This is a genomic window from Amycolatopsis bartoniae, assembly GCF_014191255.1.
GTDB classification, from domain to species: Bacteria; Actinomycetota; Actinomycetes; order Mycobacteriales; family Pseudonocardiaceae; genus Amycolatopsis_E; species Amycolatopsis_E bartoniae.
Genome location: NZ_JACHWH010000001.1, coordinates 651,371 through 664,951, shown reverse-complemented (window position 1 = coordinate 664,951; position 13,581 = coordinate 651,371). Strand labels below are relative to the sequence as shown.

General features: G+C 72.0%; 14 protein-coding genes. 3 read left to right on the top strand and 11 right to left on the bottom strand.

Going from position 1 to position 13,581, the window contains the following annotated elements; translation table 11 throughout:
- Window positions 1–48: 48 nt before the first annotated feature.
- The 7 genes from FHX82_RS03370 to FHX82_RS03340 form a co-directional block, all read right to left on the bottom strand.
- On the bottom strand, window positions 49–1,581 hold the full coding sequence (locus FHX82_RS03370; RefSeq protein WP_145933126.1) for a bifunctional uroporphyrinogen-III C-methyltransferase/uroporphyrinogen-III synthase: 1,533 nt from the start codon (window positions 1,579–1,581) through the stop codon (window positions 49–51).
- Between the two features lie 34 nt (window positions 1,582–1,615).
- Complete coding sequence (hemC, locus tag FHX82_RS03365; protein WP_183176454.1) at window positions 1,616–2,575, bottom strand: hydroxymethylbilane synthase; 960 nt, start codon at window positions 2,573–2,575, stop codon at window positions 1,616–1,618.
- Window positions 2,572–3,894 (bottom strand): glutamyl-tRNA reductase, encoded by a 1,323-nt coding sequence (locus FHX82_RS03360; RefSeq protein ID WP_145933125.1) that lies wholly within the window; start codon window positions 3,892–3,894, stop codon window positions 2,572–2,574. Before FHX82_RS03360 ends, hemC begins: the two co-directional genes overlap by 4 nt.
- Window positions 3,895–4,674, bottom strand: coding sequence for a redox-sensing transcriptional repressor Rex (locus tag FHX82_RS03355; RefSeq protein ID WP_145933179.1), 780 nt, complete (start codon window positions 4,672–4,674; stop codon window positions 3,895–3,897).
- Between the two features lie 186 nt (window positions 4,675–4,860).
- Window positions 4,861–6,384, bottom strand: coding sequence for a molybdopterin-dependent oxidoreductase (locus tag FHX82_RS03350; protein ID WP_145933124.1), 1,524 nt, complete (start codon window positions 6,382–6,384; stop codon window positions 4,861–4,863).
- Between the two features lie 30 nt (window positions 6,385–6,414).
- Window positions 6,415–6,663, bottom strand: a complete 249-nt coding sequence (locus FHX82_RS03345) for a glutaredoxin family protein (protein WP_145933123.1) — start codon at window positions 6,661–6,663, stop codon at window positions 6,415–6,417.
- On the bottom strand, window positions 6,660–8,123 hold the full coding sequence (locus tag FHX82_RS03340) for an AMP-binding protein (RefSeq protein ID WP_145933122.1): 1,464 nt from the start codon (window positions 8,121–8,123) through the stop codon (window positions 6,660–6,662). The genes FHX82_RS03345 and FHX82_RS03340 overlap by 4 nt, the downstream gene beginning before the upstream one ends.
- 184 nt (window positions 8,124–8,307) lie before the next feature.
- On the opposite strand from FHX82_RS03340, the gene FHX82_RS03335 reads away from it, so the two are divergent.
- The 3 genes from FHX82_RS03335 to FHX82_RS03325 are packed head-to-tail and all read left to right on the top strand — an operon-like array spanning window position 8,308 to window position 10,932.
- A complete protein-coding gene (locus FHX82_RS03335; RefSeq protein ID WP_145933178.1) occupies window positions 8,308–8,931 on the top strand; it encodes a sigma-70 family RNA polymerase sigma factor in 624 nt (207 codons plus the stop codon).
- 44 nt (window positions 8,932–8,975) lie between these two features.
- A complete protein-coding gene (locus FHX82_RS03330) occupies window positions 8,976–9,977 on the top strand; it encodes a DUF5667 domain-containing protein (protein WP_229881207.1) in 1,002 nt (333 codons plus the stop codon).
- 52 nt (window positions 9,978–10,029) lie between these two features.
- A complete protein-coding gene (locus tag FHX82_RS03325; protein ID WP_145933120.1) occupies window positions 10,030–10,932 on the top strand; it encodes an HAD family hydrolase in 903 nt (300 codons plus the stop codon).
- A gap of 3 nt (window positions 10,933–10,935) precedes the next feature.
- On the opposite strand, the gene FHX82_RS03320 is transcribed toward FHX82_RS03325, so the two are convergent.
- From FHX82_RS03320 to FHX82_RS03305, 4 genes are all read right to left on the bottom strand, one after another.
- Window positions 10,936–11,868 (bottom strand): lysophospholipid acyltransferase family protein, encoded by a 933-nt coding sequence (locus FHX82_RS03320; protein WP_145933119.1) that lies wholly within the window; start codon window positions 11,866–11,868, stop codon window positions 10,936–10,938.
- Between the two features lie 22 nt (window positions 11,869–11,890).
- The gene (locus tag FHX82_RS03315) at window positions 11,891–12,934 is read right to left on the bottom strand and encodes an NAD-dependent epimerase/dehydratase family protein (protein ID WP_145933118.1); all 1,044 of its coding nucleotides are present in this window, start codon (window positions 12,932–12,934) and stop codon (window positions 11,891–11,893) included.
- Window positions 12,935–13,107: 173 nt separating this feature from the next.
- Complete coding sequence (locus FHX82_RS03310; protein WP_017986394.1) at window positions 13,108–13,209, bottom strand: 30S ribosomal protein bS22; 102 nt, start codon at window positions 13,207–13,209, stop codon at window positions 13,108–13,110.
- Between the two features lie 126 nt (window positions 13,210–13,335).
- Window positions 13,336–13,548 carry a helix-turn-helix domain-containing protein gene (locus tag FHX82_RS03305; RefSeq protein ID WP_144643477.1) on the bottom strand — a complete coding sequence of 71 codons (213 nt, stop codon included), beginning with the start codon at window positions 13,546–13,548 and terminating at the stop codon, window positions 13,336–13,338.
- Window positions 13,549–13,581 lie beyond the last annotated feature (33 nt).

Below are 13,581 nucleotides of genomic sequence, written 5' to 3'. Positions count from 1 at the left end.
CGACAGGGCGACGCCCGCTAACCATTTACACAAGTTAATTTCCTCCGCTCAACTCCGTCGCGTCCGCTTGGCCTTTCGGGGCGGCGGCAGGGCGCCCTCGGCGCGGAGCTTCGCCGCGTGGGCGGCCAGTGCGTCGACCAGGCTGGGGACGTCCGCCTTCTCCGGCTGGACGTCCACGCGCAGGCCGAACTCCACCGCGGTCTCCGCGGTCTTCGGGCCGATGCACGCGACCAGCGTCCTGGTGTGCGGCTTGCCCGCGATGCCGACCAGGTTCCGGACCGTCGACGACGACGTGAAGCACACCGCGTCGAAACCGCCCGTCTTGATCATCTCGCGGGTCTCCGCGGGCGGCGGGGCGGCGCGCACGGTCCGGTACGCCGTCACGTCGTCGACCTCCCAGCCGCGCTCCACCAGGCCCGCCGAGAGCGTCTCCGTGGCGATGTCGGCCCTCGGCAACAGCACGCGGTTGACCGGATCCAGGATGTCGTCGTACGGCGGGAACTCCGCCAGCAGCCCCTCGCTCGACTGCTCGCCCTTCGGAATCAACTCCGGGTTGATGCCGAACGCACGGACGCGCTCCGCCGTCGCCTCGCCGACACACGCGATCTTCACGCCCGAGAAGGCCCTGGCATCCAGCCCGAACTCCTCGAACTTCTCCCACACCGCACGCACCGCATTCGCCGAGGTGAAGACGATCCACTGGTACCGGCCGTCGACCAGGCCCTTCACCGAACGCTCCATCTGCGCCGGGCTGCGCGGCGGCTCCACCGAAATCGTCGGCACCTCGTGCGACGTCGCACCGTGCTGGCGCAGGCGCTCGGCCATCTCGCCGGCCTGCTCCTTCGTCCGCGGCACCAGCACCTTCCAGCCGTACAGCGCCCGCGACTCCCACCACGACAGCTTCGACCGCTGCCCGGCGGCCTCACCGATCGTGACGACCAGCGGGCCCACCAGCTCGCCCGCGTCCTGCGCCAGCGTGGCCAGCGTGCTGTCCAGCGTGCGCTGCGTGTTGATCGTGCCGTTCGACGTCACCGCGACGGGCGTCTGCGCCGCGAGACCGTGCTCGACCAGCGCGCCCGCCGCCTCGGCCAGGTGCGCCGACGTCGCGTGCAGCACGACCGGGCCCGGCGTGCGGGCCAGTCCCGCCCAGTCGACGTCACCACGGACGTCCACCTCGGCGTACGTACCGCCCAGCGCGATCCCGGCGTACGCGGGCACCGCGACCCCGGGCGAAACCCCGGGCACGATCTCGAACACGGCGCTGGTCTTGCCCACCGCCTGCACCTCGGCGACGACGGCGGGCAGGGTCAGCGGGTCGCCGCTGACGAGCCGCAGCACGAGCCGGCCCGCCTTCGCCTCCCCGGCCAGGTCCTTCGCCACCTCACCCGGGTCGCCGACGGCGGGACGCACCTCGGCGTCCGCACTGGCGGCGGCGAGCACACCGGCGGGCACGTCGGGGTCGATCACCACGACCTCGGCCTTGGCCAGCAGTTCCTGGGCTCGAACGGTCAACAATCCGGCGTCGCCTGGGCCCGAGCCCACGAACGCGACGCGCCCAGCGGTGTTCCGCGCGGGGGTCATCAGCTTTCTTTCTCCAGTACCGAAAATAGCTCTGTCAACGTGAGTTGCGGCCCGGGCCGGACAGCGCACCGGCGCCCAGGTCGAGCAGCTCCGCGGCCAGGTCCCGGCCGAGTCGCTCCGCTTCGCTCTTGTCCGCGACGGCCGACGCGCGGACCATTTCCACGGACTCGCCGTCGAGTCCGGCGGCGGCGACCCCGCGCAGCGACACGCGCTCGACCACCGAGCCGTCCGCGTCCAGGTCCTCCACCACCTCGGCCAATGCACCCACGGGCGCGCTGCACCCGGCCTCGAGCGCGGCCAGCATGGCGCGCTCGGCCGTCACCGCGGCCCGCGTCGCTTCGTCGTCCACAGTGGACCGAAGCAGGTGCTCGATGTCCACGTCGTCGACGCGGCACTCCACCGCCAGCGCCCCCTGAGCGGGCGCGGGCAGCATCTGGATCGGGTCCAGGGTCTCGGTGATCTCACCCGCCCTGCCGAGGCGCGCGAGACCGGCCCTGGCCAGCACGACCGCGTCCAGCTCGCCGTCGGCGACCTTCCGCAGCCGGGTGTCTATGTTGCCCCGGATCGGCACGATTTCCAAACCGAGCCCGAGCGCACGCAGTTGCGAGACCCGGCGCGCCGCGCCCGTGCCCACCTTCGAGCCGGGCGGCAGCTCGCCCAGGGTCAGCCCGTCGCGGGCGATCAGCGCGTCGCGCGGGTCTTCCCGGCGCGGCACGGCGGCCAGCACGATGCCGGGCTCCGGCGCCGTCGGCAGGTCCTTGTACGAGTGCACGGCCACGTCGACCTGCTTGTTCAGCAGGGCTTCGCGCAGCGCGGAGGTGAACACCCCGACGCCGATCTCGGAGACCGAAGTGCGCTGGTCGCGGTCGCCGGGCGTGGAGACCTTCACGATCTCGACGTTCTCCCCGGCCGCGCGCAGGGCGTCCGCGATCGTGCCGGTCTGGGTCAGGGCGAGCGCGCTGCCCCGGGTCCCGATCCTGATGGTTCGTGTCACTGGGTTTCACCGTCTGTGTTGGGTTGGGGAGAGGGGCTCGCGACCACGGCGGGCGAGGCGGGGTCGAGCTCGAAGAGTTCCCGCAGGGCGTTCGCGTAATCGGTGCCCTTCGCGTCGGCCGCCGCGAGCTGCTTGACCCGCACCGTGGGGGCGTGCAGCAGCTTGTCCACGACCCGGCGCACGGTGCGCGCGAACTCGTCGCGCACCCCCGGCTCCAGGTCGGGCAGGCGGTGGTCGAGGCGCAGCAGTTCCGCGTCGACGACTTCGGCGGCGCGCTTGCGCAGCGCGGTGACGGTCGGGGTGACCGCGGCGCTGCGCTGGCCCGCGAGGTACTCACGCACCTCGTCGAGCACGATTCCGGTGGCGCGGGCGATCTGCCGCGCCGACGACCGGCCGCCGGTGTCGTCCATCCGGCGGCGCACGGTCTCCAGGTCCACCACGCGCACGTCCGGCACCGCCGCCACGGCCGGGTCGACGTCGCGTGGCAGGCCGAGGTCGCAGATCACGAGCTCACGGCCCTCGCGCGGGAGGATGTGTTCCGCCGTCAGCACGACGTCCTGCGCGCCGGTGCAGCTGACGGCGAGGTCCGCGCCGGCGAGCCGGTCGGCCAGCTCGGGCATCGGCGCGGCGACGGCGGGCACGCCCAGCTCGCTGACGTTCGCCGCGAGCCGCTGGGCGTTCTCCAGCGTGCGGTTGACCACGGTGATCGAGCCGATGCCCGCCTTGCGCAGCTGGCTCGCGGACAGCGCGCCCATCGAGCCCGCGCCGACGATCACCGCGTGCTTGCCCGACAGGTCCGGCGCCTCGCCCAGCGCCTCCGACACGACGGAGGCGCCGAGGGCGTCCAGGCCGGTCTCGCTGTGCACGCGCTTGCCGACGCGCAACGTGGTCTGGATCAGCTCGTGCAGCGTGCGGCCGACCGTGCCGGCCTCGCGCGCGGTGGCGTAGGAGTTGCGGACCTGGCCGAGGATCTGGGTCTCGCCGACGACCATCGAGTCCAGCCCCGAGGCCACCGAGAAGATGTGCTCGACCGCGGCACCCGCGTAGTGCACGTACAGGTTGTCGTACAGGTCGGCGGTGGCGCAGCCGGCGTGGCGCGCGAGCACCTCCGACACGTCGGCCAGGCCGCCGTGGAACGTCTCGACGACCGCGTAGACCTCGATGCGGTTGCACGTGGAGACGAGCATCGCCTCGTCGACGTGCTCCGACTGCTGCAGCTGGTGCAGCAGCTTGTCCAGCTCGCCGGCACCGACCGCGACCCGCTCGAGCGTCCGCAGGTCGGCAGTGCGATACGACAGCCCCACGGCCAGAACAGACACTTACCGCACCACCATTCCGTTGCCCACCGGATGGGAACCCTTCGTCTCATCCGCGCGCCGTGCGACGTGGAAGGACAGGATCTGCAGCTCCACCGCGAGATCCACCTTCCGCACCTCGATGTGCTCGGGTACCTGCAGCACCACGGGCGCGAAGTTCAGGATGCACTGAACGCCGCCGGCGACCAAGCGGTCGCAGACGGACTGGGCGGCGGTCGGCGGCGTCGCGATCACCCCGATCGAGATGCCGCGCTCGGCGCACACCTTCGGGATGTCGTCGAGGTGCGACACCGGGATACCGCCCACGGGCACCCCCATCAGGTCGGCGTCTACGTCGAACAGCGCTTCGACCGGGAAACCCCTGCCGGGAAACCCGCCGTAGTTTGCCAACGCGTGACCGAGGTTCCCGATTCCCACCACGGCCACCTTGTGCTGCCGCGTCAGGCCCAGCGTGCGCTCGATCTGCCCCACCAGCACCTGCACGTCGTAACCCACGCCACGCGTGCCGTACGAGCCGAGGTACGACAGGTCCTTGCGGAGCTTCGCGGAGTTCACCCCGGCGGCGGCGGCCAGCTCCTCGCTCGCGACGGTGGTGGAGCCCTGCTCGGCCATCGCCGACAGCACCCGCAGGTAGACGGCGAGGCGCGCGACGGCCGCTTCGGGGATGGACTTCGCGCGGACCACCGGGTCGGCGTCGGTGACGGCGGGCATCTCCGCCGTGGGGGCGTTGTCGGCGTCGAAGGGGACCTCGGCGCCGTTCCGCCGGCCACGCCGTGCCACCACGCTGGCCTCCTCGTCAGACACCGTCGAATCCGCTTCGCTACCGCTGGGAAGAAACTTCCTCTTGACCCGGGAAGCGAAGTCCGGTTCGATGCCGGGGCTGCGCGGGGGTCTGGCCCTACGGTAGTCCACTTGTGAACGCAGGCACAAAGTCGCTGGTCGCGGGCATGACCGGCGACACACCGGCGATCACTGGGCGGTGAAAGTGAGCGTGTGCCACCCCGTCGCGCCGTCCGGCACGACGTCGGCGATCCGGTCGGTCTGCGTGTAGCCGGAGCGGTCGGTGGCCCGCACGGTCGCGGTGTGGCTGCCTGGCGTGGCGTCGAGTTCCGCCCACCACATGCGCCACGCGTCGGTGGTCACTTCGGTGGAGAGCACGGCCTGCTGCCAGGCCCCGCCGTCCAGCCGCACCTCGACCTTGTCGATACCGGTGTGCTGGGCCCACGCGATCCCGGCGACGCGGACCTTGCCCGCGGCGCTGCGCGTGGCGTCGATGCGCGACTCGGTCTTGATCGGCCCCTGCTCCGACCAGCCGCGTTGCAGCCAGTACGCCTGCTTCGCGTCCCACGTCGTGAGTTCGAGGTCGGTGACCCACTTCGTCGCGGAGACGTAGCCGTAGAGGCCCGGCACGACGAGCCGCGCGGGAAAGCCGTGCGCGATCGGCAAGGGCTCGCCGTTCATCCCGATGGCGAGCATCGCGCCGCGCCCCGGTTCGAGGATCGTCGACACCGGCGTGCCCGCGGTGAAGCCGTCCGAGCTGGTCGAGAACAGCTGCTCGGCACCGTCGCGCACCCCGGCTTCGCGCAGCAGCTCGGCCAGGTCGACGCCGAGGAAACGCGCGGTCGAGATGTACGGTCCGCCGACCGGGTTGGACACGCAGCACAGTGTGACGATCCGCTCGACGAGCGGCCGGTTCCGGATGTCGGCGTAGCTGAACGTCAGCTCGCGGTCGACCATGCCGTGGATCCGCAGCGTCCAGTCCTCGGCAGGCACCTGCGGCAGCACGAGTGCCGTGTCGATGCGGTAGAAGTCCGAGTTCGACGTGATGAACGACGGCGTGCCCAGCTTCGCGAAATCCGCCCCGGCGGGCACGGGCGGCGCGGGCTCCGCCGCGGTCAGCGGACCGACCGCCGCGCGGGAGCCTTCGGCGTCCTTGCGCGAGCCCAGCCACTGCCCCACCGCGCCCGCGACCCCGGCCGCGACCGCTGTGACCAAGAACTCCCTGCGGCTCCCCGACATCCCGCGGGACAGCGCCGCACCGTGCAGCCAGCGGAACACCAGCACCCCGGCGACGAGGCTCGCGAGCGGGGCGGCGAGCGCGAGCTGCCCCACGTCCGGCCGGGTGTAGACGGCGGCGACGCCCACAGCGCCGAACACCACGACGACGACCTGCCCCGGCAGCGCCCGCGTCCGCGAAAGCAGCCCGGCGCCGACGGCGACGAGCAGCAGCACCACGGCCATCCCGGCCAGCAGCACGGGCTTGTCACCGGTGCCGAAGGCGTCGACCGCGAAGTTCTTCAGCCACGTCGGCGTGAGGTCGATCGCCGCGTTGCCGACCGCCAGGAACGGCGAGGCGTTCGAGCCGACGAACGCCGCCACGAGGTGCCCGGCACCGACCGCCGCCGCCAGCGAAAGCACGCCGGTGAGCCCGGCGACGGCGGGGGTCAGCCGAGGCGCCGCGACGGGCGGGGCTTCACGCAGGTCGGTGGTCACCCCACCATTGTTCGCGCGAGAACCGTGGGATCAGCGTTCGGCGGCGGTTACGAGAGCCTTACGGAGGCGGTCCTCCTCGACCTTCCAGTACCCGTGCTCCACGTCGTCGATCAGGATCACCGGCACGCGGTCGCCGTACTCCGCGCGCCACTCCGGGTCGGAGTCCACGTCCGCCGTGCCCCACGCCACGCCCAGCTCGCCGCAGATCCGCTCGACGTCCCGCTCGGCCTGCTCACACGCGTGGCAGCCCTCGCGGCTCATCACGGTCACCTGAGTCATGCCCGCAAACGTACCCGCCGGAGCTTGCCGATCGGCGAATGCGGCAGGGACTCCGCGAACTCGACCGTGCGCGGCACCTTGTACCCCGCGAGCCGCTCGGCACAGTGGTCCACGACCTGCTGCTCGGACAGCGCGGCCCCGGCGGCCGGCACCACGACGGCCCGCACGGACTCCCCGCTGCGCTCGTCGATCGCGCCCACCACGGCGACCTCGGCCACTCCGGGCAGCGCCGCGATGGCCTCCTCGACCTCGTGCGGGAACACGTTGAATCCGTTGACGATGATCAGGTCGTTGGCGCGGTCCACCAGGTGCAGGTCGCCGTCGACGTCGAGGTAGCCCACGTCGCCGGTGCGGTACCAGCCCTCACTGTCGGGACCGTGCGCGCCATCCGGCCAGTAGCCGGAGAACAGGTTCGCGCCGCGCACGGACACCAGGCCCGCGCCCGCGTCCTCTTCGACGAAGGCGTCGTCGAGGTCGTCCGGGTCCAGCGGCACGGGCTCGGCGAGCCCGTCGGACTCCACCAGCCGCAGCTCCACGCCCGGCAGCGGACGACCGACGGACCCCGGCTTGGCGTAGCCGGTGACCAGCGTCGAGGTCAGCACGGGCGCGGTCTCGGTGAGGCCGTAGCCCTCGAAGACCGACAGGCCCGTCTTGTCGCGGATGGCCGCGAGGACCTTCGGGTGCAGCGGCGCGGCGCCAGAGGTGAGCAGGCGCACCGAGGCCAGGCCCGCGCGCAGCTCCTCGGTGTCCCGTTCCGCGAACTCGGCGTACATCGCGGGCACGCCGCCGATGACGGTCACCTGGTGCTCGGCGCACACCGCCAGCGCCTTGACGACGTCGAACCGCTCGGCGAGCACCACGCGGGCGCCGACCGCCACCGAGTGCAGCAGGCCGGGACCGAGGCCGTACACGTGGAACAGCGGGATCGCGAGGAACACCCGGTCGCCGGCGCGCGGCGTGCCGGGGACCGCGCCGATCTGTTCGAGGTTCGCCAGCAGCGCCCGGTGCGACAGCATCACGCCGCGGGACGGGCCGGTGGTGCCCGACGTGTACGACAGCACGGCGATGTCCTCGCCGTCGCCGACCGCCTCGACCGGCTCCCCCGGCCCGGCCTGCGGCGGCACGTCGCCCGGCTCCCGGCTGATCGTGAAGCGGGCGCCGCTGTGCTCGACGACGTTCCTGACCTCGGGCTCGGGCGCCAGCGGGGAGACGGGCACCGCGATCGCCCCGGCGCGGGCCACGGCGAACAGCGAGACGGCGAAGTCGGCGGACGTCGGCAGCCGCAGCAGCACCCGGTCGCCCGCGCCCACGCCGTGCCCGCGCAACGCGCGCGCCTGTCCGTTGATCGCGGCGTCCAGCTCCGACCAGGTGAAACTCGTACCGGAGGTGGTGTCGGCGAGCGCGGGCTCCCCGGGCACGCGGGCGGCGGCCGTGGCGGGCAGATCGGCGATGTTGGCCATGTCCCCAGTGTCTCCTCTCGCCGCTCGTCATGGGCGGGTTCGCGGATCGTCGCACTTCCGGGACGCACACCACTACCTACTTCTGGGTAACAACACGTATGCTGCTTCTGCGCCCGTAGTGGTGGTCATCACTCGGGTTCGGGACAGAGGAGTCGCCGTGACGAACTGGCTTGCTGCACGCCCCATGGGGCTGCACGTCGGCACGCTCGCGCGTCCCGTGGACCTGCCGGACGAGCAGCCGGACTCCTGGGACCTCGTCCACTCGGCGCAGAAGGGTGACAGCACCGCCTTCGGCACGCTGTACGACCGCTATGTCGACGTGGTGTACCGGTACGTGTACTTCCGCCTCGGGGACCGCGAGCTGGCCGAGGACATCACGAGCGAGACGTTCCTGCGCGCGCTGCGCCGGATCACGTCCGTCAGCTACCAGGGCCGCGATGTCGGCGCGTGGTTCATCACGATCGCCCGCAACATCGTGTTCGACCACGTGAAGTCCAGCCGGTTCAAGCTCGAAGTGGTCACCGACGAGGTCTCCGAGACCGGGGCCGCCCCGTTCGTCGGCCAGAGCACCGCCGAGGGCAGCGGGCCGGAGCAGCAGGCGCTCGCCGCGGCGACCCGCGAGGCGCTGCTCAAGTGCATCGCCGACCTCGGGGACGACCAGCGCGAATGCATCGTGCTGAGGTTCATCCAGGGCCTGTCGCTCACCGAGACCGCGCAGATCATGAAGCGCAACGAGGGTGCCATCAAGGCGCTGCAGCACCGGGCGGTCCGCAAGCTCGCCCAGTCGTTGCCCCCGACCTGGCGGTGAAACCGTAACGATCCAGGGCATCGGTCGTTCACCACGACGTGGACGTGCCCGGGTGGTCAGGACGCGACCTGGAGGTCATCTCCGGGCTGCGGCACCTCGGCGACACCGCGAACCCGGACGCCGAGACGCGCGCGCGGATCAAGGACGGCATCCTCGAACGGCTGGCCGAGCAGGAGCGGGCCCGGCCGAGCCGCAGGCGCCGCATCCTCGCCGAGGTGCTGGCGGCCGCCGTCGCGCTCGCCATCGCGCTGGGCGGGGTCGGGCTGCTGCTGTCGAGGAACGCGCTGCCCGGCGACACCCTCTACGGCATCAAGCGGGCGGGTGAGTCGGCCGAGCTGAGCCTGGCGTTCGGCGACTCCGCGAAGGCGCAGAAGCACCTGGAGTTCGCGTCGAACCGGCTCGACGAGCTGGAGGCGCTGGCCGGGTCGGACCCCGGCGCGTACCAGGCCACCCTCACCGACTTCGCGAACGAGGCCAAGGCCGGCACCGCGCAGCTGACCCAGCTCGCGACGCAGGGCAGTGGCCAGCAGCTCGACCAGCTGCGCACCTGGTCGCTCGACCAGCGGGCGAAGCTCGCGGCCGCCGCAGTGGACGCACCCGCGGCCGCCCGGCCGGAATTCACCTCTTCGGCGGAACTCCTCGACCGGATCGAGGCGCGGGCGCAGACCCTGATGGCCCGGCTGAGCTGCTTCCAGATCACCACCGGCGAGACCGACGACCTCGGCGCGGTGCCCGACTCGGGTTCGTGCGGACCGCCCGTCGACGCGATCACCGGGCAGCAGCCGCCTGTCCCGCTGCCGGCCGCGCCGAGCAGCGAACCACCACCCGCGCAGCAAACGTCCACGTCCACGCCGGTACCGACGCCGTCGTCCACCGGACCGACCGCCCCGCTGCGGCCGACGACGGCCGTGCCGGCGCCGTCCGCGGTCCAGCCGCCGGTGCTCGCGCCGACCAGTCCGCGGCTGACGCCGACGACCACGCCGCAGCTGCCGTGGATCACGCTTCCGCCCCTGCTCCCCGGCCTTCCCGGGGTGGGGATCGGCTGAGGGGGAATCGCTACCCTTGGGTTCCGGACACCCGACTCAGGAGGCGGTCTGCGTGTGGCGCGGCAGGGGCAAGGGCCCGGAACTCGAACGACTCGCCACGCTGGCAGGCGAAGCGTCCGCCGACGCCGCCGTCGCCATGGAGAACGCGCAGCTCGACGGCGTCGAGCTGCCGCCGGCCCCGGCGCAGCCGGACCTGACCGCGGCCGCGTTCTTCGACGTGGACAACACGATGATGATGGGCGCGTCGATCTTCCACTTCGCGCGGGGGCTCGCGGCCCGCAAGTACTTCACGGCGTCCGACCTCGCGGGCTTCGCGTGGCGGCAGGTGAAGTTCCGCGTGGGCGGGCGGGAGACGCAGGACACCGTCAAGGTCAGCCGTGAGCAGGCGCTGTCGTTCGTCGCGGGCAAGACGGTCGAGGAGATGACCGCGGTCGGCGAGGAGATCTACGACGAGCTGATGGCGGACAAGATCTGGTCCGGCACGCGCGCGCTCGCCCAGATGCACCTCGACGCGGGGCAGCGGGTGTGGCTGGTCACGGCGACCCCGGTGGAACTGGCGGCGATCATCTCGCGGCGGCTCGGGCTGACGGGCGCGCTGGGCACGGTCGCGGAGCACGTGGACGGCGTCTACACCGGGCGGTTGGTCGGTGACCTGCTGCACGGCCGCGCGAAGGCGCACGCGGTGCGCGCGCTGGCCGCGAGGGAGGGCCTGAACCTGCGCCGCTGCACGGCGTACTCGGACTCGTCGAACGACGTGCCCATGCTGTCCGTGGTGGGCACGGCGGTGGCGGTCAACCCGGACACGGGCCTGCGCGAGATCGCCCGCGCCCGAGGCTGGGAGATCCGCGACTTCCGCACCGGCCGCAAGGCGGCGAAGATCGGCGTCCCGTCGGTACTGGGCGCCGGCGCGGTGGCAGGCGCAGTCGCGGCGGGGATGGCGTACCGGCGGCGCTGACCCTCAACCCTGAAAGACGCTCCGCCGGTCGGCCAGGCGGCGGTACAGGGTCTGCTGGATCGACTCGCGCACCTGGTCCGTCAGGTTGAAGACCAGCATCGGGTCGTCGTGGTCCTCCGGCGGGATGTGGTCCGTTCGCAGCGGCTCGCCGAACTCGATCGTCCACTTCGTCGGCAGCGGGATGGCGCCCAGCGGGCCCAGCAGCGGGAAGAACGGCGTCACCGGGAAGTACGGCAGCCCCAGCAGCCGGGCGAGCGGCTTGAGGTCTCCGATCTTCGGGTAGATCTCCTCGGCCCCCACGATCGCGCAAGGCACGATCGGCACGCCCGTCCGCAGCGCCGCCGACACGAAGCCGCCGCGGCCGAAGCGCTGCAGTTTGTACCGCGCCGAAAACGGTTTCCCGATGCCCTTGAAGCCCTCCGGCCACACGCCGACCAGCTCGCCCGAGCACAGCAGCCGCTCGGCGTCCGGGTGGCACGCGAGCGTCTGGCCGGACTTGCGCGCCAGCGCGCCGAGCAACGGGGTGCGAAACACGAGGTCCGCGCCGAGCATCCGCAGGTACCGGTGCGCCGGGTGCTCGTCGTGCACCGCGACCGCCGTCATCACCGCGTCGAACGGCAGCGCGCCCGAGTGGTTGCACACGATGAGCGCCCCGCCCTCCTTCGGCACGTTGTCGATGCCCACGGTGGTGACGCGGAACCACTTCTCGTACAGCAGCCGCAGCGGCGGCAGCAGCACATTGTCGGTCAGCTCCCGGTCGAAGCCGAACTCGTCGACCTCGTAGTCACCGGTCAGGCGGTTGCGCAGGAAGGCCAGCGCCCGCGTGACCGGATCCACCTCGGGTTCCGGCGCCGCGGACACGGCCTGGACGGGACGCGACGGCTGCTCGTGCGGCCGGCGCAGGGGGATGACCTTGGCTTCCGCGCTGGTGGTCACTCGTCCGCTCCTGGATTCGTCGTCATCTGGCCTGACCCGTCGCGGCGGCGGTGAGCATCCGGCCCGCCACCGCGGCCAGCCGGGCACCGTCCACGACGGGGCGCAGCCCGCGGCCGCGCACGTAGTCGTCGAACGCCGCGGCCGTGGTCCAGCGCGGACGGAAGCCGAAGACCTCCTTCAGCCGCGTGGTGTCCACGACCCGGCCGTAGTTCAGCAGCCGCACCTGGTCGGCGGAGAAGTCGACCACCCGCGCACCGCGCAGGACCTTCGCGACCGAGGGAATCAGCGATCGCGGCACCGGCAGCTCGACCCGGCCCGCCCTCCGGACGGCCTGTGCGAGGGTGAGTACCCCGTCCGCGGCGACGTTGAACACGCCCGGCCGGTCCCCCAGCGTCGCCCGCTCCAGCACGGCGAGCGCGTCCGCGGGGTGCAGCAGCTGCAGGCGGGCGTCGTAGCCGAGCACGGTCGGCACCACCGGCAGCGCGAAGTACCGGGCCAGCACGGTGTCCACCTCCGGCCCGACGACGTGCGCGAACCGCAGCGTGGTGACCGTGAGGTCGGGACGGCGCCGGGCCACGCCACGGACGTAGCCCTCCATCTCGATGGCATCCTTGGCGTAACCCGTGCTCGACGCCGGGATCAGCTCCGAGTCCTCCGTGCACACCGCGGGCGAGCGCGCGCCGGCCCCGTAGACCGCGGCAGTGGACTTGACGACGAGCTTGCGCACCGACGCCGAACGCTGGCACGCGGCGAGCAGCCGCATGGTGCCGATGACGTTGACTTCCTTCAGCGCGCCCCGGCGGACGGGTGCGGCCGGGTGGCACATGGTGGCCGCGTGCACGACCGTGTCGACGTGCGCGTCCGCGAGGATCTTCGCGATCAGCGGGTTGCGGATGTCGGCGCGCACGAACTCGGCGCGGCCGAGCCTGCGCTGGACCTGCTGCGGCGGCGGCGTGGTGTCCACACCGAGCACGCGTTCGAACTCCGGGTTGGTGCCCAGCCGCGCCAGCAGGCGCCCACCGAGCTCACCTCCGACCCCGGTGACGAGCACTACTCTGGACGGCATTCAACCCCCTGACGACAGGGCTCGAGTTTCGGCGGCGGTGCGATGTTACTCCGTCGTCGGGCCGAAGTCAGGGGCTCTCACCTGGTATTCACGCAGGTCAGCGACTTCACTCAAACGGCAGCGACCCGCCCGGGTGGCCCGGACGGGTCGCGAAGAAGCGGTCGCTCAGGACCTCACTTGCCCTGCTTGCGACGCTGCATCCGCGTACGGCGCAGCAGCTTGCGGTGCTTCTTCTTGGACATGCGCTTGCGGCGCTTCTTGATGACCGAGCCCACAGGTGCTCCTTCACGTTTCCCGTCGATCCGACGCTGCCCGGCGCAGCGTCCATCGGTTGGAGCGCACAGGCGCGAGCGGTCTCCCAGATTACCCTCGGGCTCTCCGGGCAAGCGCACACCCCCTACCTAGCCGACGTCGAAATAGGCGCCTTCCAGGTATTCGTGCACCGCCTTCTCCGGCACCCGGAACGATTTGCCGACCCTTACGGCCGGCAGCTCGCCCGAATGCACGAGGCGGTAGACGGTCATCTTGGAGACCCGCATCAGCGAGGCCACCTCGGCGACCGTCAGGAACTGGACCTGCCCGACAGCGGGCACGTCCTTCTTGTTCGACGGCATACGTCACCGTGCCCTTCGACACGCATCGTGCCG

What these genes read in the sequence shown, in the direction of transcription:
- FHX82_RS03370 (WP_145933126.1), bottom strand. Translation starts at nt 1,581, where the DNA reads ATGACCCCCGCGCGGAACACCGCTGGGCGCGTCGCGTTCGTGGGCTCG.
- FHX82_RS03345 (WP_145933123.1), bottom strand. Translation starts at nt 6,663, where the DNA reads ATGACTCAGGTGACCGTGATGAGCCGCGAGGGCTGCCACGCGTGTGAG.
- FHX82_RS03340 (WP_145933122.1), bottom strand. Translation starts at nt 8,123, where the DNA reads ATGGCCAACATCGCCGATCTGCCCGCCACGGCCGCCGCCCGCGTGCCC.
- FHX82_RS03335 (WP_145933178.1), top strand. Translation starts at nt 8,308, where the DNA reads ATGGGGCTGCACGTCGGCACGCTCGCGCGTCCCGTGGACCTGCCGGAC.
- FHX82_RS03315 (WP_145933118.1), bottom strand. Translation starts at nt 12,934, where the DNA reads ATGCCGTCCAGAGTAGTGCTCGTCACCGGGGTCGGAGGTGAGCTCGGT.
- FHX82_RS03305 (WP_144643477.1), bottom strand. Translation starts at nt 13,548, where the DNA reads ATGCCGTCGAACAAGAAGGACGTGCCCGCTGTCGGGCAGGTCCAGTTC.